This window comes from Micromonospora sp. NPDC047521 (genome assembly GCF_055587305.1).
This window is the reverse complement of the sequence record NZ_JBVJGN010000001.1, coordinates 775,981-797,240: the sequence shown is the minus strand read 5'-3', so window position 1 is coordinate 797,240 and position 21,260 is coordinate 775,981. Positions and strand designations below refer to the sequence as shown.

Here is a 21,260-nt window from a genome sequence, read left to right as displayed (position 1 = left end):
ATGCCACCTCGGCGTCATCCTGCGCTGGGCCCGTCATGCCCCGAGGATCGCATCCGGCTGCGAACCACGCTCGGAGTTACGAGACGTCTCTTAGTCCCGCAATCTAGGGACAAGACTGCCACCCGCCGGTGCTGGTCGAATGGCTCATCGGCTCGGAGACAGGCTCCTGTCTCGGCCTAGGTCGCCGGATGACCCGGCCGGCCTGCACAGGAACCGGCTACGTAGGCGGGGGTAATGCCAATCACCGAGCGGGCTTCGCTACCTGGCGCAGAGAATGTCTACCGTCCTGTCGCGGCCGACGGCACGCTCCGGCCGTCCGGCCAACCCGCGCCCGGCGCGCCTGCCGACAGGCGTCGATACAAGACCGAAATCGCCTCGGTGTCTCCTCCGTCCGCGCGCAGGACCTTCGAGGACAGCGGCTCGTGCTTCTTCGGGGTCAGCCTGGAGAACAGCCATTTCGAGCGGGCGAAGCTCACCTCGATGGTCACCTGGATTTCCCGCCGCTTCGCGCGGTCGACCGTCCTGATCGGCGACAGCATCCACCGGATCACCCTCGAGTCGACGCGGTCGTTGACCGAGCCAGAGGCGACCACGGAGGCATTGCGGATCGGCGCCGAGTTCCTCCGCGACAACCTCGACGTATTCGAGCGCGTCAGCGATAGGACCGAGCTGACGTACCTGCTGTGCAGCCAGGTCCAGCAGTGGCCGGAGTACTGGGAGCTGCACGAGAAAATCTGCAAATTTTTCGACAACGACGAGGGATTCAAGACATCCGTCGAGAACTTCGGCGGCCGATATCACCGGCGGCGCGTCGAGGGGCTGACCGAGGTGGAGCTCGCCCGCCGCATCCAGCGTTCCTGTGACTACTTCCTTGAGGAGTTCGCCATCTTCGGATGCCTCTGGCGCCGAGGCCTGCAAGTCATGGTCTACCCGGGGTCGTTCAGCACCCTTTCCGAGATCGCGGCCGGTGAGCACCATGGGGCGCCGCAGGAACTTCAAGAACTGGTCGTCGTTTCATTGGACCTGAAGGGACGAAGAAATGAGTGAGGGTACCGCCGGCCTGGCGTCCGGAATCCGCCGGGGACAGATCTACCGCGATGTCTACCACAAGCGTGTCGACGAAAAGCCGGTCGAGCAGACCGCGACCCTTGAGCGAGCTTGCATACGCGACGGGACAGTGGTCTTCGAAAACAGCGACTCGCGGTTTAGGGCGTTCGCGCAAGGCGTGTTCTTCCTGGAGATTCCCCTGTGGCTCGACGTGTCCGCAGGCGACAGGTTTGCTGCGCAGTTCTACCAGGGCGCTGCCGTACAGCCCTACGGCTCGTTCCGGGACGTCACCCCGGACCGGTTCGGGGACTCGCTGCTCGGCTACCACTCCCGCGTGGACCAGTTGGAGCAGTTCCTCCTGGAGCGCCGGTTCTGGAGCGAGGTGTATCCGGCTGAGATCGCGAAGCTGGGCGAACAGTTGACCTCGCTCTCGCAGCAGGTTCTGCGTTCGGTGTTGTTGCACGTTGGTATTCCCGAGGAGGACTGGAGGCGGGCCACTGGAGGCTGTTCCGACGCGGCCGGCTCGTATCACCTCACGTTCAACCACTATCGGCCGGCCCATGACGACATCGGCCTGAGCTCCCACAAGGACGACGGCTTCATGACAATCCTCCGTACCACGGCCCCAGGACTCGAGGTCAACCGGGAGGAGTCCTGGGAGTTGGCGCCGGTGGACGCGTCCTGCTTCACCGTCAATTTCGGGCTGTCCATGGAGATCCTTACCGCGAGCTGCCCGTCCCCGATCTCCGCAATCATGCACCGGGTTGCGCACCAGGACCTGGACCGGTCCAGCTTTGGTCACTTCAGCTCCAGTCGATGCCTTCCGGGCGCGGACGACGGGATCTACCGCTATCTGCCAGGACATGGCCTGGACTGGATCTGCGGGTCGCGCGAACTCATCGAGGAAAACGACCACGAAATCTACGAGGGAACCGAGGGCTGAGGCGAACACGTGGACAGGGAATCAATGAATCTGCAGCGGGCGCGGGTCGCGCCCGACGGTCTCATCTTCGAGACGCCGGCCGGTCTGAGACAGGCCCTCCGGGACGGGTGTTTCCTGCTGGCCATTCCAGAGGACATCGATGAAAAAGCCGGTAAGCTGCTGTGCCAGCAGTTCTACCGCGTTGCGGGCGACGACCCACAACTGCGTCCCTACCAGGGATTCCGTACTGCCCGGGACATCTACTTCGACCGGGAGAACTTTCAGACGGAACACCTTCTCCTGGACCGGCCCAGTCGGCTGAGGCACCTGCCGCCGGCCGTGGTGGAGATGTGCGACCGGATGACGGAACTGGCGCTCGTCGTCCTCAAGGCGGCGATGGCCGAGGTCGGAATCGACCGGTCGCTCTGGCACCAGGTGACGGGCGGCGCGGTCAGCGGTGGCGGCACCCAGTGGTTCGCCGCCAGCCACTACCGCCCCGAGCGGGACCAGCTCGGCTGCGCGCCCCACAAAGACACCGGCTTCACCACCGTTCTCTACATAGACCAGGAAGGACTGGAGGCGTCGGTCGACGGGCGCTGGGTGTCGATTGACCCGGCACCCGGGTACTTCGTCGTCAACTTCGGTGGCTCATTCGAGCTGTTGACCGCGCGGCTGCCGCAGCCGGTGAAGGCGATCCTGCACCGGGTCCGTCAGTGTCTCCCCGTGGCTGGGCAGGACGACCGACTCTCGTTCGCCGCCTTCGCCAACCCGCCCGCCACCGGCGATCTTTATCAGATGAGCCCGGACGGAACGGCACTGGTGGTACGCAGCGTGGAGGAGTTCCTCCGCGACTTCAACCAGGAAACCTGGAACGACCAGCATGCCGACTTCGGCATCACAACTTCGACGAGCGGAGCGGATCGTGGCTGATCAGACAGCTGCCCCCTTTCCGGACGTAATCGCCCACCACTGCCCGCACGTCGCCGCCGACGACCATGACGGGACGTTCCACCAGGCCACCGTCGCCGACGGTGAGCACGCCTCGACGTACTTCGCTCAGTCCGGCGTCAGCGCGTTGGCGCGCGAGAACGGCGGCATCTGCACCTTCCGGATGGGCGAGGATCTCGCGGTCTACCAGGTCACGAACAAGCCGCTGGTGCAGGACGACGACCTGATGCCGACGACCCGGGCCGCCGGCGAACTCTTCGGTGAGTTCATGGGATCGCTACCCAACGAGCATCCGCAGCGGCCGGCCAAACGGGCCGCCATCGAGCGGTCGCTCGGCAACAGCAAGTTCATCGACTCAATCGCCCCGGACGTGCGCAAGTACGTGAACGAGTACCTGCGACAGGTCGCCGGCCGGGAATTGCCCGTCAACGAATTCGTCATCGGCCTGGTGGCGTACGTCGACAGCATGGTGCCTGGGGTGCTGGACCTGACTCAGCGGCCGGTCAACGACTACCTCGCCACACAGAAGTACGGCGACGTGCTGCGTGGATTTTTCGAGATCGCCTCAGAGGTGATCAGCAAGGTCAACCCGGACGCGATGCGCGAGTTCGACGTCATCGTGCCTTTCGTACGTGATCTCTTGCTGGCCAACTTCAGGTCGCTGTCGGCCGCACCGCAGTCCAATCTGATCCGGCGGTACTTCGCGATGTGGGACCGTCCCTTCACTCGGGAGACGATCGCCGAGCTCGAGCCGGAGAAGGCCAAGGAGCTTGGCACCGTTATCGTGGCCGTCTACGACACCACGGCGCTGACTCTGACCTGGGTGCTCGGGTTCCTTGAGACGTCCGCCGACCACAAGGCAGAGGTGGTGGCGTGCGCACGGCAGCGTCCCTCGGACGAGGGCCTGTCTGTGGTCGACCTGGCGGTGCTGGAGGGCGTCCGGCTCAGCGGTGGCAACCCGACGGCGCTCTGGCGCCGGACCAAGCGACCGGTGGCGATCGAGCATGACGGCCAGACGATCGAGATCCCCGTCGGCACCATGATGTGGCTCGACCGTCGGCAGGCGAACCAGGACCGGGCGCTTTTCGCCAACCCGGAGAAGTTCGATTTCGACAACATCCGGGCAATTGTGCAGTCGGACCGGGAAACGGTCTCGTCCCTGCTGTCCCGAAACCGATATGAGATTAACTCCTTCAGCATGGTCAACGCCGATCGCAATCCACGGAAGTGTCCCGGCCGACTCTTCGCCGTCCGGATGCAGTCAATCATCCTCACGGAGCTGTACGCGCAGTACGAGGTGACGGTGACCGGTATCGACCTCGGCCTGCGAAAGCACACCTCGATGCCCCGTCCAGCCGACCCCGGAAAGTTGATCATCCGTCCTCTGGTCCAACAGAACACTGAGGGAGAAGCGCAGTAAATGGACGTTCAAACCGATCCGGTGACGTTTCGAGCTCCCGTACGGCTTCCGGAAATGCCCGGGGAGCGGGAGGCGGCACAGTCCTATCGGCCGATCACGCTGGAACGCTCCGCAATAGTCGACGACGAGCTCGTCTTCGACAACCCGGCCGGCTTCGACCGCGCGCTGGAGCAGGGGTTCTTCCTCGTGAAGGTCCCCGACGGGGTGGACACCACCGAGGGCGACCACTTCGCGGAGCACTTTTTCGAGGCGCCGCAGGGTGACGAGCTCGATCGCTTTCGCGGCTTTCGCGACGTCACGGTACCCGGTGACTACCAGGGTTACTTCGATCGCGAGCACGACCAGTGGGAGAACTTCTACATCGAGATGGCGAACTGGTCTCTGCTGCCGCCCGGCGTCGCCCGTCTGGGCCATCAGATGACCGACCTCGGCATCAGCATCCTCCGATCGGTCCTCGCCCATCTCCACCTACCTGAAGAGGACTGGTGCCGGGTGACCAGCGGGCTCAGCGAGCGGCAGGGCCACCAGATGCTGGCCTTCAACCATTTCCGGCCGGAGAAGAAGGTCCGCGGATCGAAGTTCCACCGCGACTCCGGCTGGGTGACGGTCCTCCGGTCGGTGGAACCCGGATTGCTCGTTCTGATCGGCGACACGCTCTGGGCGGTCAACCCGGAACCGGGCTACTTCGTGGCCAACTTCGGCAGCTCGATCGAGGTGTTGACCGCGTGCCTGCCGACGCCGGTGCGGGCGAACGTGCACGGGGTCGTGCGCACCGAGCGCGAGCCGGGGGAGGGCCACCGCACCTCGTACGTCGTGTTCCTCGACTCCAGCCTCGACGGCACGATCTACCGCTACGAGGATGGCCAGGCGCGCGGCGTGCAATCCGTAGCTGACTTTGCGGTCCAAGAGGTGAGCAGGACCTACGACGACCACAACGCCGGCCTTTAGAGACCGCTGACGAGCATCGACGAGATGAGGACCGGATGACTGACCAGATGCAGCAGGCCGCCCTGGAGATCGACCTGCCGGCCGCACGGGTGGTCGAGGGCGCGCTGTCCTTCGACACACCCGGCGATTTCGACGAGGCGATGCGGATCGGCGCGTTCTTCGTCGCCATCCCGGACGGCTGGGACGTCACCCCCGGCCTGGAACTGTGCCGTAACTACTACAAGCCGGCACGCCATCCGGGAGACCGGTACCGGGGGCACCGCGAGGAGCAGCACCCTGACTCTAACCTGGGCTACGCCGACCGGCCGGACCAGGTGGAGCAGCTCCAGATCGAGAGCGTCTACTGGGACAAGTACCTGCCGGAGGACGTGACCGCCCTGCTGCGCCGGATGCAGCAGCTAACCCTCGACATCCTCTACAGCGCCTTCGACAGAGTGGGAGTGCCGAGCAAGGACCTGCCGATCATCACGGGCGGGCTACGCGAGGGCACCGGATGGTGCCATACCACGGTCAACCACTACCGGGGGGACTTCAGTGGTCGCCACGGCATCGTCCAGCACACCGACAGCGGATTCATCACTGTCATCTACGCCGACCGGGGTGGCCTGGAAGTGCTGAACGAGGGGCAGTGGCGCCGCGTGACCTACCGCCCGGACCACTTCACGGTGAACTTCGGTGCCACAGCCGGCATTCTCACCGACAAGCTCCCCCTCCCGATGACCGCGGTCATCCACCGCGTGCCTGAGATCCCGGCCGACGACGATCTTGGTGACCGCTCCTCGTTCACGGTCTTCATGGGACCGCGGTACGACATGAACATCTACCAGTACTCGTCCGACGGAGTCCTGCAGGAGTACATGGGCTTCAGGGACTTCTCGGTGGAAAAGGCCAAGCATCAGGGTTATGAGTTCCACCCCCGCCTTTAGCGCCGGCATGGGAACTGGGAGCTGACCGGACATGAACGACACGGAGGTTATCTGATGGGGGACGCTCAACCCCGAGCATGGCAGCGGGCGACGCTGCGACCCGACGGACTGGTATTCGAACAGCCGAACGGGCTGGCCCAGGCATTGGACGACGGCTTCTTCTTCGTGCGGCAGCCAGCCGACCTGACACTTGAGGCAGGCGACAGATTCGCGAGGAACTTCTACCTGCCGTCGCTGCCCGGCGCCGCGGATCCGTACCGGGGGTTCAAGGACTTCACGACGGACCGCATCGCCGCGCGACAGGGGTACTTCTGCCGTGAAGCGGACCAGACCGAGCAGTTTTTCCTGGAAAGCCGGTACTGGGCCACGTGGTTCCCGCCGGAGTTGATGTCGCAGGCGGAAGCCATGCGCGACTTTGTCCTGGATATCTTCCGAGGGGTACTCATCCACCTGGACCTGCCGCCAGAGCTCTGGGATGAGGCGACCGGACGGGCGCTGTCGCTCCGGGGGACCTACCATCTGACGTTCAACCACTTTCGCTCCGAGGTCAATGCCCGAGGCCTGAACGTTCACAAGGACTCCGGATGGGTGACCCTCCTGCGGTCGCACGAACCGGGTCTGGAGGTCGATCGCGACGGCGCATGGGAACCGATCGACCCGGAGCCGGGCTGGTTCATCGTCAACTTCGGGTGCGCCATGGAGATCCTCACCCGTCGCACTGACCGCAAGGTGGCGGCGGTGGCGCACCGCGTCCGGCAGCAGCCGAGGTCAGACGACGCACGTCCTGACAGGTACTCCTACGCGCTCTTCGTCGACAGCAGCCTCGACGAGAGCATCTGCCCCGGCCTGTTCCGCTACGAACCGGGCAACGGCCTGGTGCTGGAGCGCAGCCTGGGCAGTTTTCTCGACGACATCGTGCGGCACACCTACGAGCGGGACGGTGTCGGGCTCTACTGAGCGGACAAGGTGGCAGTCCACGGCCGGTGATCAGCCGCGAACCCCGCTCAACCTCGAAGAGCCATCATCACCTGCGGTGGGTCATACACCTGGCCGCCGCCGCGCGGTCGTCGCACCGGCCCCTTGCCGGGCCGGTGCTGCACGTCATGTCGGGTGGCCACTCGTGCCGGGATTCCTGGCCGGGCGCCCCGACGACCTATCTGGTGCAGGTCGACGACTCCCGGGTCACGCTGCTCACGACGGATGCCGCGCGGTTCGCCACTCTTGACTGGTTGTCGGCGAACGCCGCTCCGGCCTGACGAGGCTACGCCCGACGGGCCGGAGCGGGCTACTCACAGCCCGAGCGACATGCCGACCCTGGTCAGTTCGGCCTTGTTGCCCACCTGCAACTTGCCCCGTATGCGCTTGACATACGTGTCCACCGTGTGACGGCTGATGCCGAGTCGCCGGGCCACCTGGTCGTGGGTCATGCCTCGGATGATCTCGCTGAGCACGGACCGCTCGCGCGGGGAAAGGGGCATCCTGGCAACGTCCAGCTCGGCTGCGGGCTGTCTCTGTGCGACTAGCCGGGTGCATTTTTCGTACGTCTCCGGCGGCGCGTTCTTGCTGATGACGGCGACCGCGCCAGCCGCCGTGCAGCGGCCACCGAATCGCTGATCGTCACACATGACAATGATTGACGTCGTGGTCGACCACTGTTCGACCATTGCGACCCGTGCGTCGACACCCGTTTCCTGGACGCCTATCAGAAGTACGTCCACGGATGTCAGGTCAATGTCATCGATCGAGCGCTCCAGGCAGGTCACCTTCATGTCAGCAACGGCATCGAAGACCTGCTTCACTCCAAGCAGCACTATCGGATAATCGTCGACAACGGCGATACGAATCACCATCAGTTACTCCCCGTTATTGGAACTTTACTGCGAATTTCTTCGGTGATGGGCTCTGTGGCTCGTGGACGGCGTGCAGCAGCAGGCCCGGCAGATCGGGCACCGGCTGTGCTGGGCTCTTAAGAGCCGCCACGTAGTGGTGTCGATCGGTAGGTTGCTGCGGCGACGCCGCTGGGTCCAGGAGTCGGTCAGGGACGGGTCGTCGTGTGACGCCGTTCCTGCGACCAAGCGGTGCCGGACGACCGGCGTCCAAGCGAACTTGCTCAGGTGACAGCCGGTTTCCCGGCTCCTGAATACCCACCTGTCACGCCGGGACGGGCTGAACTCGCCGAAGTACCGGGCTCGCACCCAGCGCCTCGACTTGTTCGCGTGGGTAAACCGGGCCCACTTGTAGACCAGCTTCCACGCGTGGGCGTCCAGCGCGTTGAACACACTTTTGGACGCCCCGATCCGGTAGCAGGCGCACCATCCGTTGATGATCGGGTTGAGCTGGCTGATCACCGCGTCGGCGTTCGAGCCACGAAGGGCCCGCACTTCCAGGGACAGGCGCTTGCGGATCCGTCGCGCCGCGTCGTTGCTCGGTTTGGTCAGCAACTTGCAGTTCGGGTAGTGAGGAAGGCGATGAAGTTGTCGGCCCGGGTGGAGTCGGTGACCCAGGCGGCGAACTGCCCGTTGTGAACGTTCAGGCCGGCGTAGAGCACGGCGGTGCCGTGTCGCCGGTACTCGAACTCCCGCCGAGCGCAGCGACCTGGCCTGCTCCCGGCGGCGGGCTGGGCGGGTCTGGTCGGGTTGACCCGGCTTCTGGCCCGCATCCCAGTCTTCTCGTCCACCGACCACACCACCGCGTTGACCGGCGGATCGACATACAGCCCGCACACGTCGGCGGCCTTGACCCAGAAGTCCGGGTCGTGACTGGTCATCCAGGACTCGTACTGCCACGGCTTCAGATCGAGGCCCTGGCAGATCCGCCACACCTGCGAGGCCGAGATCGTCACCCCCGCCTCGTTCAACCGCCGGGCCAGGGCTTCCATTGTCCACCGCCGGCGGCGCCGGCGGCGTCTCGGTGGCGGTCTTGACCAGCAGGATCACATCATTGGCGCCGTAGACCGGCGGCCGGCCCGGCCGGTCCGTGTCGACCAGGCCGACCATTCCCTCGTCCCGATAACGGCCCCGCCACACCGCGACCTGGTTGTAGTGCGACCCCACCCGGGAGCCGATGTCCCGGTTCGGCCAGCCCCGCGCGGCCAGCAACACGATCCACGCCCGCTGCACGTCACGAGCGGCCGCGGTCCGCGATCGGGTCAGACCCTCCAACACCACGCGGTCCTCGTCACTCACCACAAGCGGAGGCAAGCGCATCCACCCATCTAACTACACCAACGTCACTTTCGAAATGATCTATTAGGTGACTGGTGTTAAACGGTGGCTGCCACTGGCGTGGTGGCCACCGTTTTATATCTATTTCGGGTAGTTTGCTGGTGGCGTTGGGTGTGGCTTCACAGCAGTTGGACTTGCTGGATCCGGTGAGCCGGTTCTGCGACGAGGCGATACCGGCCAATTCGATCTTCGCGTTCCTGCACGAGCATCGTGAGGCGCTGTTAATCCGGACATCGACCTGTTCGCGGCGGTGGTCGCCGGGCGGTGCCGCCGTCGGTGGTGGCCACCGTGATGGTGCTGCAACGCCTCGAGGGCGTGATGGTGCTGCAACGCCTCGAGGGGCTGTCGGACCGGAAGGCGGTGGACCGGTTCATGTTCGACGCCCGCTGGCGTTACGCCGCCGGGGTGGGCGGCTGGGACGGCGCGGGTCGGGTGGGTCCGCCCAGACGGTGCTGGTCGACATGCGGGAACGGCTGCGTCGCTCGGACCGCCCGGACCGGATCTTCGAGGCGCTGTCGTGCTCGATCATGTGGCGGACAAGTTCGGGAGCGACGTCGGGCCGGCAGTAAGAAGTGATGTTAACTCCGCCAGGACCCACGAATCGGAAGTCCACCTGGTGGTCTACGGCCGCGACCGCGTCCTGCCACCACGTTGCGAGTGGGGCGGCGAGTTCGATGAGGGCCGCCAGTTGTGGGCCGGTAAACCACACGACGTTTTCCGACCGATGCACCTCGATGCCGCGCGTCCGCACCAAGGGTGCCACGGCAGAGAGGAGATCTCCGGGGTCGATCGCCTCGTCCTTCGCGAACAGGCTCACGCCGAAACCAACGGGCATGCCGGTCAGCGTAATTCCCAGGTGTCACCCTGCCCATGGCCGGTGAGCCCTGCTCGCCCTGACCGGCGAAACATGAACTGTGCCGTCCGGGCCACGTCGATCAGACGGAGCCGCGACGTCACCGAGATCCGTACGAAGCTGGCAGCGGGTGCTTCACCGGTCATCAATAGCCCTACGGCGAGCTGGTGAGGGCATGGACGTCCGTAGGATCTGGATCGGGCGAAATGTGTCACCGGGTGCGCGGCGGATAGGCTCGGGGGCTGTTGTCATTCGGACGGAGTACATCGATGTTGACCATGCAAGACGCGCTCGCGCGGCTCTCTGAGTACTGGGCGGGGCAGGGCTGCCTGAGCGTCCAGCCGATGAACACGGAGGTCGGAGCCGGCACCTGGAACGCGGCCACCTTCCTGCGTTCTCTCGGTCCCGAGCCGTGGCGGGTCGCGTACGTGGAACCGTCGGTACGGCCAGATGACTCCCGCTACGGTGACAACCCGAACCGCCTGCAGACCCACACCCAGTTCCAGGTCGTGCTCAAGCCCGAGCCGGGCAACGCCCAGCAGCTCTACCTGGACAGCCTCGCCGCGCTCGGTATCGACGTCGCCGCCCACGACGTCCGTTTCGTCGAGGACAACTGGACCTCGCCGGCGCTCGGCATGTGGGGCCTGGGCTGGGAGGTCTGGCTGGACGGCCTGGAGATCACCCAGTTCACCTACTTCCAGCAGGCCGGTGGCATCAACCTCGAGCAGTCCGCGGTGGAGATCACCTACGGCGTCGAGCGGATCATCATGGCCCTGCAGGGGGTGACCTCCTTCAAGGACATCGAGTACGCCCCCGGCGTCAGGTACGGCGAGATGATCGGCCAGGCCGAGTACGAGATGTCGCGGTACTACCTGGACGACGCCGACATCGAGACCAACCGTTCGCTGTTCGAGCTGTACACGGCCGAGGCCAACCGGATGCTCGACGTCGGGCTGCCCGTGCCCGCCCACGGCTACCTGCTCAAGAGCTCGCACGCGTTCAACGTGCTGGACGCGCGTGGCGCGGTGGCCACCGCCGACCGGGCTGCCGCGTTCGGTCGGATGCGCCGGCTCTCCCGGCGCATCGCCGACCTGTGGATCAGCCGCCGTGAGGAGCTCGGCTACCCGCTCGGCGTCGCCCCGGTGGTCACCGCCGCCGTCCCGGTCGCGACGGAGCAGACCGAGACGTCCGGGGCCCGCCGGCTCGTGCTGGAGGTCGGCTGCGAGGAACTGCCTCCCGCCGAGGCGCCCGCCGCGGCCGCCGCCCTGGGTCGCGAGGTGGAGGCCCGACTCGATGCCACCCGGCTCGCCCACGGCGCGACGCGTGTGTACGCGACGCCCCGCCGGCTCGTCGTCGTGGTCGATGACGTCGCCGCCCGGGAGGAGGACTTCACCCGTTCGGTGAAGGGGCCCAAGCTGGCCGCCGCGTACGACAAGAACGGTGAGCCGACCGGCGCCGCGAAGGGCTTCGCCCGCTCTCAGGGCCGTGAGGTAGCCGAGCTGGACCGGATGGATCTCGACGGTGTCACCTACGTGGCGGTCACCCGCCAGGAGCAGGGCCGCACCGCCCTTGAGGTGTTGGCCGAGGTCACCGGCCGTGCGGTCGGCACCCTGCGGTCCGCCAAGAACATGCGATGGAACGACCCCGCCCTGGCCTTCAGCCGCCCGATCCGCTGGCTGCTCGCGCTCTGGGGGCCCGACGTGGTGCCGATGACCGCGTCCGGTCTCGCCTCGGACCGGCGGACCCGCCTGCTCCGGACGAGCGAACAGCCGGTCGTGTCTGTCGCCACCGCCGAGGAGTACCTGGACGTGGTGGCCGCCGCCGGGATCGTGGTGGATCCGGCCGAGCGCCGGCGGATCATCGGTGAGCAGTGCGCCGAGTTGGCCGCCGCCGTCGGCGGTACCGTCGACCTGGCCGGCGAGTCACGGCTGCTGGACCAGATCACCTACCTCGTCGAGCAGCCGACGCCACTGCTGGGGGCGTTCTCCGAGGGCTACCTGGAACTGCCCGAGGCGGTGCTCACCACGGTGATGCGCAAACACCAGCGCTACCTGCCCGTCCGGGACGCCAGCGGCGGCCTGCTGCCCTCGTTCGTCGCGGTGGCCAACGGCCCGATCGACGTCGATCTGGTCCGCGCCGGCAACGAGGCGGTCCTGCGCGCACGGTACGAGGACGCGGCGTTCTTCTACCGTGCGGACCGCGGTACGCCGCTGCCCGCGCTGCGTGACCGTCTGGAGAACCTCACCTTCACCGAGGAACTCGGCTCGATGGCGGACCGGGCGTCCCGGGTCGGCGCGTTGGGTACGCGGCTGGCCGGCCTGGTCACCATGGCCGACGACGAGCGCAAGACACTGGAACGCGCGGCCGGCCTGGTGAAGTTCGACCAGGGCTCGCAGCTCGTCACCGAGCTGACCAGCCTGGCCGGCATCATGGCGGAGGACTACGCCAGGCACGGCGGCGAATCGGAAGAGGTCGCCGTCGCGATCGCCGAGGCGGAGATGCCACGGGCCTCGGGCGATGCGCTGCCCGCGTCACTTCCCGGCGCTCTGCTCTCCGTGGCCGACCGGCTCGACCTGATAGTCGGCCTGGCCGCCACCGCGGGACTGCCCACCGGGTCCAGCGACCCGTTCGCCGTCCGGCGTGCCGTGCTCGGCGTGCTCGCCGTGCTGCGTTCCCAGTCCGCGCTTGCCGCTCTGGACCTCCGCGCGGTCCTCGCCCTGGCGGCCGAGCAGCAACCGGTACCGGTCGCGCCGGAGAAGCTCGATGAGGTGCTCGAATTCATCAGCCGGCGTTACGAGCAGAGCCTCACCGAGGCGGGCACCCCGACCCACCTGGCCCGAGCCGTCGCCGTACGGGCCGGGCGCCCATGGCTGGCCGACCTCACCCTGAGGCAGCTCGGGGCGGCCATGATCGACGAGGACTTCCAGGCCCTGGCGACAGCCCTCGGGCGGTGCAGCCGCATCGTTCCGGCCGGTCACCCCGCCGGATACCAGCCCGATGATCTGGTCGAGCCGGTCGAGCTCGACCTGCACCGGGCCGTGACCCAGGTCCGCTCCGAGCTGGACCCGGCGGCCGACCTGGACACGTTCCGGCGCGTCGCCGGCCGCCTGGTCGTACCGGTGAACGCCTTCTTCGACGAGGTGTTCGTTATGGCCGACGCGCCGCAGCTCCGGGCGGCCCGGCTCGGTCTGCTCGCCTCCATCCGCGACCTGGGCGAGGGCGTCCTGGACTGGTCCCAGCTGCGCGGCTGAGGCGGTGGCGTGCGGGATTCCGGCTGGTCCGACGACCTGTCACGCACGACGGCCTAGCTGAAAGCAGACAAGATCCGCACAAGGTCAGGGAAGGTGCCGCCTCACCATTGCCGGAGGCGGCACCTTCCCCGAACCGCGCGGATCTCGCAAGACGCGGCGAGCGGCGTCAGAAGTACTTGTACATCTCCTCGGCGGCCGCCTCGGTGTCCTTGGCGGGCGGGGCGGTCACGGTGACTGGTTCGCCGAAGCCGCTCATCTTCATGTCGCTGACCAGGTCGCCGAGGCTCTTCGTGGCGATCGTGTAGGAGAGCTTGGTGAGGCGGCCGTCGGCGTCGACAGTGGCCTCGAACGGGATCGCCGCCGGATCCTTCGCGAGCTTCGCGGTCGACTCGAGGCCCTCGCGCATTCCGCCGTCGGTGCCGGCGGCCGTGGCTGCCTTGTTGAGGTCGGCGGTGCCCTTGTAGCGGCCGTCGCCGGTCTCCTCGGCGGAGACGATGCCGCCGACGATGCCGGTCTGCGTCTTCAGGTCGAAGGACTGCCGCAGGGAACTGCCCGGCTTGAGTTTGGTGAGGTCGAGCTTCTGCCACGGCTTCCCGCCGTCGCCCGAGTCCATCTTGATGTAGGCGGTGTCGCCGATCAGCCGGGCCTCCATCGGCTCCGGTGCCTCGCCGGTGACCTGGAGCGCCTTGGCTGCCGGGTCCATCTTGCCGCTGAGGGTGAGGGACTTGGTGCCGGCCTTGACCGAGGCGTCCATCGTGACAGTGCCGGCGAAGCTGCGGTTCATGGCCTGCTGGATGGTGGCGACCGGGTCGAGCTTGGACGGGGTCGCGTTGGGTGCGGTCGCTGCGGAGTCGCCCGAGGTGGTGGTGCCACAGCCGGCTACGAGAGCGGCGAGGGCTATCGACAGGACAGGGATCAATCGACGCATGGAGGTGACCCTAACGGGCTGCCGCCACTTATTTTGCCCGCCGGATCGACACGTCAGACCCCCGGCAACTGTTCGGCCCGGGCGAGCACCTGGTCGATGAGCCCGTACTCCCGGGCCTGCTCGGCCGTGAACCAGCGGTCCCGGTCCCAGTCCCGCTGGATCTCGTCAAGCGTCCGTCCACTGTGCTGGGCGATCAGCTCCTGCATGGTCCGTTTCACGTGCAGCATGTTCTCGGCCTGGATGGTGATGTCCGAGGCGGTGCCGCCCATCCCGCCGGACGGCTGGTGCATCATGATCCGCGAGTGCGGCAGCGCGTACCGCTTGCCTGCCGCTCCCGCGCACAGCAGGAACTGCCCCATCGAGCCGGCGAACCCGAGCGCCAGCGTGGCCACGTCGTTGCGGACGTAGCGCATCGTGTCGTAGACGGCCATCCCCGCGCTCACCGAACCGCCAGGCGAGTTGATGTAGAGGTAGATGTCCCGATCGGCGTCCTCGGCGGCGAGCAGCAGGATCTGCGCGCAGATCTGGTTGGCCGACTCCTCGGTCACCTCGGTGCCGAGGAAGACGATCCGCTCCCGCAGCAGCCGCTCGAACACCTGATCACCGAAGGACGGCTGCCCGCCGTCCAGCATCCGCACGCCGTACCCGATCATTGTCGCCGCCCTCCACCGTGCCGGCGGGCGGGGGAACCGCCCGGGGACCGGCTCCTCCAGCCTCCGGCGGCGGCCGGCGCCCGGCCAGGGATTCTGCCGCCGGCAGATCCGCCGACGGCAGAACCCGGCCGACCTACACCAGGGTTAGCCGCCGTCGGCCCGCCCGGGCCTGACGGCAGGCCAGCATCTTGGAGGTACGCGGGCCGGGGCGCCCGGCCGGCGCGGAGGCGATCAGCCGGACCCACAGCCCTGCCCCGCCGACGGTCGACCCGACCGGCGATGCCGGACCGCCGACGTGCAGGATCGGCCCGCCCAGCCGCAGTACCGGCCCGGCCGGCTGCCGGACGGGGGCCGGGACGGCGGCCACGGGTGGCGTCGACCCACTCGGCCGGAAGCCGATCCGGAAGGCCGAACCGGTCTCGGTGCGCGCCGACGGCACCCGCTCCAGCCGGGCCAGCGCCGTCCGGGGCGCGGCGGGAGTGCGCGGCTCGACCCGGCGCAGGTCGTCGCGGGCCTGTTCGAGCAGGTCGGAGAGGCGGATGCCGAGCGCCCGGCAGATCGCCGCGAGCACCTCTGAGGAGGCCTCCTTGCGGCCCCGCTCGATCTCGGACAGGTAGGGCACGGAGACCCCGGCGGACGCGGCCACCTCACGAAGGGTGCGGCCCTGGCTCTGGCGTAGTCGGCGGAGCACTCCGCCGATCACTCGTCGCAGCAACGACATGCCGGCCTCACTTTCGCGGTCGTCGTCGGGGAACACCCCCATCATGCCCGTCCCGGGCGTTCCGGACCGACCCCTGCGGCCCCGGCGTGCGATGTTCGGCGTACCCGCTATGTTGTGGGCGTGCAGGCGACGGCGGGGGAGCAGGTTCGACGGTGATCCATTTTCCCGCGCAACGCCGGGGCCCACTGAGTGCGCTGAGCCTCCGGCTCGCCGCTGCCCTGGGCCTGGTCTTCGCCGTGGTCGCCGCGGTCTATGTGGGCCGGGACGGCTACCGTGACGTCAACGAGGACGGGCTGACCCTGCTCGACTGCTTCTACTACGCGGTCGTGTCGCTCTCCACCACCGGCTACGGCGACATCACGCCGGCCTCCCAGTCGGCCCGGATGGTCAACGTCCTCTTCGTCACGCCCGCCCGGGTGCTCTTCCTGATCATCCTGGTCGGCACCACCCTTGAAGTCCTGACCGAGCAGTACCGGACCGGCCGTCGCCTGTCGCGGTGGAGGAGAACCGTGAAGGACCACGTCATCATCTGTGGCTACGGCACCAAGGGGCGTAGCGCGGTCTCCGCCCTGCTGGAGAACGGCCTGGACCGCTCCCGCATCGTCGTGGTGGAGCGCAGCGCAGCCGCCCTGCGGCAGGCCACCTCGGCCGGTCTGGTGGCGATCGAGGGGTCGGCGACCCGGTCGTCGGTGCTGAACGAGGCGCACGTCCGCACCGCGAAGGCCGTGATCATCGCGACCGACAGTGACGACGCGTCGGTGCTTGTGGCGCTTACCGTACGGCAGCTCACCGCCGGGCAGGTCCGGATCATCGCGGCGGCCCGTGAGGCGGAGAACGCGCCGCTGCTCAAGCAGAGCGGCGCGCACCACGTGATCGTCTCCTCGGCCACCGCAGGTCGCCTGCTCGGCCTGTCCACCTCGGCGCCGCCGCTTATCGACGTGGTGGAGGACCTGCTCACCCCCGGTCAGGGCATGGCGTTGGCGATGCGCTCGGCGGAGCGGGACGAGGTGGGTCGTTCCCCCCGCGAGCTGGAGTCGCTGGTGATCGCCCTGGTACGCCGGGGCAAGGTGGTCACCCTCGCCGACCGGGCCGGTGCGGTGATCGAGACCGGCGACATGCTGGTGCACGTACGCGACGACCGCCCGCAGTCGACCGCGACGGTCTGACCCCCTTCCGGGGCGTCAGCAGTTGTCGACGTCCGCGCGGAGCGCTTCGGTGCAGATGACAGGTGTCGTGGAGGCGGCCCGCCGGAGCAGCTCGTAGAGCGTCTCCCGTTCGGCGGGGGCCAGTGCGGCGAGCACCTCGTCCTCGGCGCTGGCCAGGGCGCATTCGGCCTCTTTGAGGTGTTTCGCACCATCTTCGGTCAACTCGACGACGTGTCGTCGGCGGTCCTCGGGTGAGCGTCGCCGCTCGATCAGGTGCTTTGCTTCCAGATCGTTGAGCAGCCCGACGATGTTCGTGCTGTCCATTTCCAGGGTGCTGGCGAGCGCCTGCTGACTGCTGCCGCCGCCCTCGCGCAGCACGGTGAGCGCGACCAGATGCCGTGGTCGCAGGCCCAGTGGCGCCAGCACCGACTCGGATCGCAGTCGCATCCGCCGGGCTAGGTGGTCCAGCAGCGCGCCCGAGCGGTGTTCCGAGGGATCTGGGGCCAGGGCCGACATGTGACCCAGTCTACCGATGGATTGGAACATCTGCCTGCTATAAATAGTTGGCGCTACACAGACGATCCCTGGAGGGGGAACCATGCATCTGCTGCATATCGATTCGAGCATCCGCGGTGAGTGGTCGATCAGCCGGCGGCTCACCGCCCGCGCGGTCGCCGCATGGCGTGCGGCCCACCCGGACGGCACGGTGGACTACCGGGACCTCGGCGCCGAACCGCTTCCGCATTTGGACGCGGACGGCGGACTGGCTCGGATGACGCCACCGGACCAGCACACCCCGGCCCAGCGCGAGTCCTGGGCGCTCAGCGAGCGGCTGGTCGACGAGGTGAAGCGGGCCGACGTGGTGCTGCTCGGCCTGCCGCTCTACAACTACGGCGCGCCCAGCAGCGTCAAGTCCTGGGTCGACCACCTGATCGTCGCCGGCCTCAGCTACGACCCCACGACACAGGAGGGCCTGCTCGGCGGACGCGAGTTCGTGGTGCTGGCAAGCCGGGGCGGCGGCTACGGCCAGGGCACTCCGCGCCACGGCTGGGACCACGCGGAGCAGTGGCTCCCGCACGGCCTCTCGATGACCGGCCTGGAGCCGCGTTTCATCCACGCCGAGCTGACCCTGGCGCCCTCGGTGCCGGCGATGGCCGAGCTGATCCCGCTGCACGAGGCGAGCCTCGCGGCGGCCGAGAAGGAGATCGACGACCTCTGGGTGCCGGCCTCGGCCCAGCGCTGAGGCGGCGCGCCCGCCAGAACGAGAGCGGCCGTCCCCCGGGTCGGGGGACGGCCGCTCTCGTCAGGTCGGGCGGGTCAGAGGATGGTCCAGGTGTCGCCGCTGCCCAGCAGGCCGGCGAGCTGCTGCTCGGGAGTCTCGGTGACCTCCGCCTTCGCGGCGGCCAGCTGGCTCTGCACCACGCTGTCGTAGGACGGCCGGTCCACCGAGCGGAACACCCCGATCGGGGTGTTGCGCAGGTCCAGACCCGGCAGCCGGGACAGCGCGAACGCGTACGCCGGGTCGGTGACCGTCGCGTCGTGCACGACGATCTCCTCCGGACGGACCGAGCTGGTCTCCCGGACCTCCAGGCCGAAGCCACCGGGCGGGTGCACCACGCAGAACCGCCCGTCGGCACCGAAGGTGATCGGCTGGCCGTGCTCCAGGCGGATCAGGTAGTCGTCCCGGGTGGTCGGGTCCTTGAGCTGGTCGAACGCGCCATCGTTGAAGATGTTGCAGTTCTGGTAGATCTCCACGAACGCCGAGCCCTGGTGCTCGGCGGCGGCCCGCAGCACCGACTGGAGGTGCTTGCGGTCGGAGTCGATGGTCCGACCGACGAAGCTTGCCTCCGCGCCGAGGGCGAGGGAGAGCGGGTTGAACGGGGCGTCCGCCGAGCCCACCGGGGTCGACTTGGTGATCTTGCCGACCTCGGAGGTGGGCGAGTACTGACCCTTGGTCAGACCGTAGATCCGGTTGTTGAACAGCAGGATCTTGAGGTTGACGTTGCGTCGCAGCGCGTGGATCAGGTGGTTGCCACCGATGGAGAGGGCGTCGCCGTCGCCGGTGACCACCCAGACCGACAGGTCCGGACGGGACACCGACAGGCCTGTCGCGATCGCCGGGGCACGCCCGTGGATCGAGTGCATCCCGTACGTGTTCATGTAGTACGGGAAGCGCGACGAGCAGCCGATCCCGGAGACGAAGACGGTCCGCTCGCGGGGGATGTTCAGCTCCGGCATGAACTGCTGGATCGCCGCCAGGATCGCGTAGTCACCGCAGCCGGGGCACCAGCGCACCTCCTGGTCGGACTTGAAGTCCTTCGCGGTGAGCTTGAGGGCGACGGGCTCAGACATTCTTCAGGACCTCTTCCAGCGTCGTCTCCAGCTCGGCGGACGTGAACGGCAGGCCGCGGACCTGGTTGTAGCTGATCGCGTCGACCAGGTAGCGGGCCCGGATGACGTGGGCGAGCTGGCCCAGGTTCATCTCCGGGATGACCACCCTGTCGTAGGAGCGCAGCACCTCGCCGAGGTTGGCAGGCATCGGGGCCAGGTGCCGCAGGTGCGCCTGGGCGATGGACAGGCCCCGCTGGCGCAGCTGCCGGCAGGCCGCGCCGATCGGCCCGTACGTCGAGCCCCAGCCGAGCACCAGCACCCGGGCGTCACCGTCCGGGTCCTCCACCTCGATGTCCGGCACCGGGATCGTCTCGATGCGGGCGGCCCGGGTACGCACCATGAAGTCGTGGTTGGCCGGGTCGTACGAGATGTCACCCGTCTTGTCGGCCTTCTCCAGACCGCCGATCCGGTGCTCCAGCCCCGCCGTGCCGGGGATCGCCCACGGACGGGCCAGGGTCTCCGGGTCCCGCAGGTACGGCAGGAAGGTGGTTCCGTCGTCGCCGTTGGGCCTGGTGGCGAACTCGACCCGCAGGTCGGGCAGCGACTCCACGTCCGGCAGCAGCCACGGCTCGGAGCCGTTGGCGACGTAGTTGTCGGACAGCAGGATCACCGGCGTGCGGTAGGTGAGCGCGATCCGCGCCGCCTCCAGTGCGGCGAAGAAGCAGTCCGACGGTGACCGGGGCGCGATCACCGCGACCGGAGCCTCGCCGTGGCGGCCGTAGAGCGCCATGTTGAGGTCGGCCTGCTCGGTCTTGGTCGGCATACCTGTCGACGGGCCGGCGCGCTGCACGTCCACGATCACCAGCGGCAGCTCCAGGGCCACCGCGAGGGAGATCGTCTCGCTCTTGAGCGCGACGCCCGGGCCGCTGGTGGTGGTCACGCCCAGCGAACCGCCGTACGACGCGCCAAGGGCCGCGCCGACGGCCGCGATCTCGTCCTCGGCCTGCATGGTGAGCACGCCGAACCGCTTGTGCTTGCTCAGCTCGTGCAGGATGTCCGATGCCGGCGTGATCGGGTACGCCCCGAGGAAGACCGGCAGGCCGGAGCGGACCCCGGCGGCCACCAGACCCAGCGAGAGCGCCGCGTTCCCGGTGATGTTGCGGTAGGTGCCCGGGTGCATCTTCGCCGGCTTGACCTCGTAGCGGACCGCGAAGTCCTCGGTGGTCTCGCCGAAGTTCCAGCCGGCCTTGAACGCGGCCACGTTCGCCGCGACGAGTTCCGGACGGGACGCGAACTTGCGCTCCAGGAAGCGAAGCGTCGACTCGTACGGACGGGAGTACATCCAGGAGAGCAGGCCGAGCGCGAACATGTTCTTCGACCGCTCGGCGTCCTTCTTGGACACCTGGTACGCGGCCAGCGCGCCGACGGTCATCGAGGTCAGCGCCACCGGGTGCACGACGTAGCCGGCCAGCGAGTCGTCGTCGAGCGGGCTGGTCTGGTAGCCGACCTTCGCCAGGTTGCGCTTGGTGAACTCGTCAGTGTTGACGATGATGTCCGCGCCGCGCGGCAGGTCGGCCAGGTTGGCCTTGAGCGCCGCCGGGTTCATCGCCACCAGCACGTTCGGCGAGTCGCCAGGGGTGAGGATGTCGTAGTCGGCGAAGTGCACCTGGAAGCTGGACACGCCGGGCAGGGTCCCGGCGGGGGCCCGGATCTCGGCGGGGAAGTTGGGCAGCGTGGAGATGTCGTTGCCGAGTTGCGCCGTCTCCGAGGTGAACCGGTCGCCGGTCAGCTGCATGCCGTCGCCGGAGTCACCGGCGAACCGGATGACCACCCGGTCGAGTTGACGGATCTGCTTGGTCACTGTGCCTGCACCTCGCTTCGCTGCGCGCGGTCGCGCGGGCGGCTGAACATGATGGTGACCTCGCCTTGCCCGGCCACGGGAC

20 protein-coding genes and 2 pseudogenes are annotated in these 21,260 nt (G+C 67.8%); 11 read left to right on the top strand and 11 right to left on the bottom strand.

Going from position 1 to position 21,260, the window contains the following annotated elements; all coding sequences use genetic code 11:
- The first annotated feature begins 234 nt into the window (after positions 1 to 234).
- The 8 genes from ACZ6N8_RS03855 to ACZ6N8_RS03820 are packed head-to-tail and all read left to right on the top strand — an operon-like array spanning position 235 to position 7,467.
- On the top strand, positions 235 to 1,047 hold the full coding sequence (locus tag ACZ6N8_RS03855) for a tRNA-dependent cyclodipeptide synthase (protein WP_466007265.1): 813 nt from the start codon (positions 235 to 237) through the stop codon (positions 1,045 to 1,047).
- Complete coding sequence (locus ACZ6N8_RS03850) at positions 1,040 to 1,990, top strand: 2OG-Fe(II) oxygenase family protein (RefSeq protein WP_466007264.1); 951 nt, start codon at positions 1,040 to 1,042, stop codon at positions 1,988 to 1,990. Before ACZ6N8_RS03855 ends, ACZ6N8_RS03850 begins: the two co-directional genes overlap by 8 nt.
- A gap of 24 nt (positions 1,991 to 2,014) precedes the next feature.
- On the top strand, positions 2,015 to 2,899 hold the full coding sequence (locus tag ACZ6N8_RS03845; RefSeq protein ID WP_466007263.1) for a 2OG-Fe(II) oxygenase family protein: 885 nt from the start codon (positions 2,015 to 2,017) through the stop codon (positions 2,897 to 2,899).
- Positions 2,892 to 4,337 carry a cytochrome P450 gene (locus ACZ6N8_RS03840; RefSeq protein WP_466007262.1) on the top strand — a complete coding sequence of 482 codons (1,446 nt, stop codon included), beginning with the start codon at positions 2,892 to 2,894 and terminating at the stop codon, positions 4,335 to 4,337. The genes ACZ6N8_RS03845 and ACZ6N8_RS03840 overlap by 8 nt, the downstream gene beginning before the upstream one ends.
- Positions 4,338 to 5,285: a 2OG-Fe(II) oxygenase family protein gene (locus ACZ6N8_RS03835; RefSeq protein WP_466007260.1), complete on the top strand. Its 948-nt coding sequence runs from the start codon at positions 4,338 to 4,340 to the stop codon at positions 5,283 to 5,285.
- A 35-nt stretch (positions 5,286 to 5,320) separates the two neighbouring features.
- Positions 5,321 to 6,211, top strand: a complete 891-nt coding sequence (locus ACZ6N8_RS03830) for a 2OG-Fe(II) oxygenase family protein (RefSeq protein ID WP_466007258.1) — start codon at positions 5,321 to 5,323, stop codon at positions 6,209 to 6,211.
- 54 nt (positions 6,212 to 6,265) lie between these two features.
- Entirely contained in the window at positions 6,266 to 7,168 is a 903-nt protein-coding gene (locus tag ACZ6N8_RS03825) for a 2OG-Fe(II) oxygenase family protein (protein ID WP_466007256.1), read from the top strand.
- Between the two features lie 26 nt (positions 7,169 to 7,194).
- Positions 7,195 to 7,467, top strand: a complete 273-nt coding sequence (locus ACZ6N8_RS03820; protein ID WP_466007255.1) for a hypothetical protein — start codon at positions 7,195 to 7,197, stop codon at positions 7,465 to 7,467.
- A gap of 33 nt (positions 7,468 to 7,500) precedes the next feature.
- Here the strand turns inward: ACZ6N8_RS03820 and ACZ6N8_RS03815 are convergent, their stop codons facing one another.
- From ACZ6N8_RS03815 to ACZ6N8_RS03795, 5 genes and pseudogenes are all read right to left on the bottom strand, one after another.
- Positions 7,501 to 8,061, bottom strand: a complete 561-nt coding sequence (locus tag ACZ6N8_RS03815) for a response regulator transcription factor (RefSeq protein WP_466007253.1) — start codon at positions 8,059 to 8,061, stop codon at positions 7,501 to 7,503.
- A gap of 24 nt (positions 8,062 to 8,085) precedes the next feature.
- Positions 8,086 to 8,607, bottom strand: a pseudogene (locus ACZ6N8_RS03810) (group II intron maturase-specific domain-containing protein); the annotation flags it as partial.
- Between the two features lie 38 nt (positions 8,608 to 8,645).
- Positions 8,646 to 9,053, bottom strand: a complete 408-nt coding sequence (locus tag ACZ6N8_RS03805) for a transposase (RefSeq protein WP_466007328.1) — start codon at positions 9,051 to 9,053, stop codon at positions 8,646 to 8,648.
- Positions 9,054 to 9,180: 127 nt separating this feature from the next.
- Positions 9,181 to 9,417, bottom strand: a pseudogene (locus ACZ6N8_RS03800) (helix-turn-helix domain-containing protein); the annotation flags it as partial.
- A 388-nt stretch (positions 9,418 to 9,805) separates the two neighbouring features.
- The gene (locus tag ACZ6N8_RS03795; RefSeq protein WP_466007251.1) at positions 9,806 to 10,270 is read right to left on the bottom strand and encodes a hypothetical protein; all 465 of its coding nucleotides are present in this window, start codon (positions 10,268 to 10,270) and stop codon (positions 9,806 to 9,808) included.
- Between the two features lie 287 nt (positions 10,271 to 10,557).
- Between ACZ6N8_RS03795 and ACZ6N8_RS03790 the strand changes: the two genes are divergently transcribed.
- Positions 10,558 to 13,539, top strand: coding sequence for a glycine--tRNA ligase (locus tag ACZ6N8_RS03790; RefSeq protein WP_466007249.1), 2,982 nt, complete (start codon positions 10,558 to 10,560; stop codon positions 13,537 to 13,539).
- A gap of 166 nt (positions 13,540 to 13,705) precedes the next feature.
- On the opposite strand, the gene ACZ6N8_RS03785 is transcribed toward ACZ6N8_RS03790, so the two are convergent.
- From ACZ6N8_RS03785 to ACZ6N8_RS03775, 3 genes are all read right to left on the bottom strand, one after another.
- Positions 13,706 to 14,467, bottom strand: coding sequence for a hypothetical protein (locus ACZ6N8_RS03785; RefSeq protein ID WP_466007247.1), 762 nt, complete (start codon positions 14,465 to 14,467; stop codon positions 13,706 to 13,708).
- A 53-nt stretch (positions 14,468 to 14,520) separates the two neighbouring features.
- A complete protein-coding gene (locus tag ACZ6N8_RS03780) occupies positions 14,521 to 15,120 on the bottom strand; it encodes a ClpP family protease (protein ID WP_466007245.1) in 600 nt (199 codons plus the stop codon).
- Positions 15,121 to 15,253: 133 nt separating this feature from the next.
- Complete coding sequence (locus tag ACZ6N8_RS03775; protein WP_466007325.1) at positions 15,254 to 15,841, bottom strand: helix-turn-helix domain-containing protein; 588 nt, start codon at positions 15,839 to 15,841, stop codon at positions 15,254 to 15,256.
- Between the two features lie 152 nt (positions 15,842 to 15,993).
- Between ACZ6N8_RS03775 and ACZ6N8_RS03770 the strand changes: the two genes are divergently transcribed.
- Positions 15,994 to 17,007, top strand: a complete 1,014-nt coding sequence (locus ACZ6N8_RS03770; RefSeq protein WP_357984000.1) for a potassium channel family protein — start codon at positions 15,994 to 15,996, stop codon at positions 17,005 to 17,007.
- Between the two features lie 15 nt (positions 17,008 to 17,022).
- Here ACZ6N8_RS03770 and ACZ6N8_RS03765 read toward each other — a convergent pair whose 3' ends face one another.
- Positions 17,023 to 17,502, bottom strand: a complete 480-nt coding sequence (locus ACZ6N8_RS03765) for a MarR family winged helix-turn-helix transcriptional regulator (RefSeq protein WP_387111337.1) — start codon at positions 17,500 to 17,502, stop codon at positions 17,023 to 17,025.
- 82 nt (positions 17,503 to 17,584) lie between these two features.
- On the opposite strand from ACZ6N8_RS03765, the gene ACZ6N8_RS03760 reads away from it, so the two are divergent.
- Complete coding sequence (locus ACZ6N8_RS03760; protein ID WP_387111339.1) at positions 17,585 to 18,229, top strand: FMN-dependent NADH-azoreductase; 645 nt, start codon at positions 17,585 to 17,587, stop codon at positions 18,227 to 18,229.
- 74 nt (positions 18,230 to 18,303) lie between these two features.
- Here the strand turns inward: ACZ6N8_RS03760 and ACZ6N8_RS03755 are convergent, their stop codons facing one another.
- Positions 18,304 to 19,338 carry a 2-oxoacid:ferredoxin oxidoreductase subunit beta gene (locus ACZ6N8_RS03755; RefSeq protein ID WP_357984008.1) on the bottom strand — a complete coding sequence of 345 codons (1,035 nt, stop codon included), beginning with the start codon at positions 19,336 to 19,338 and terminating at the stop codon, positions 18,304 to 18,306.
- Entirely contained in the window at positions 19,331 to 21,178 is a 1,848-nt protein-coding gene (locus tag ACZ6N8_RS03750) for a 2-oxoacid:acceptor oxidoreductase subunit alpha (RefSeq protein WP_466007243.1), read from the bottom strand. Before ACZ6N8_RS03750 ends, ACZ6N8_RS03755 begins: the two co-directional genes overlap by 8 nt.
- Between the last annotated feature and the right edge of the window lie 82 nt (positions 21,179 to 21,260).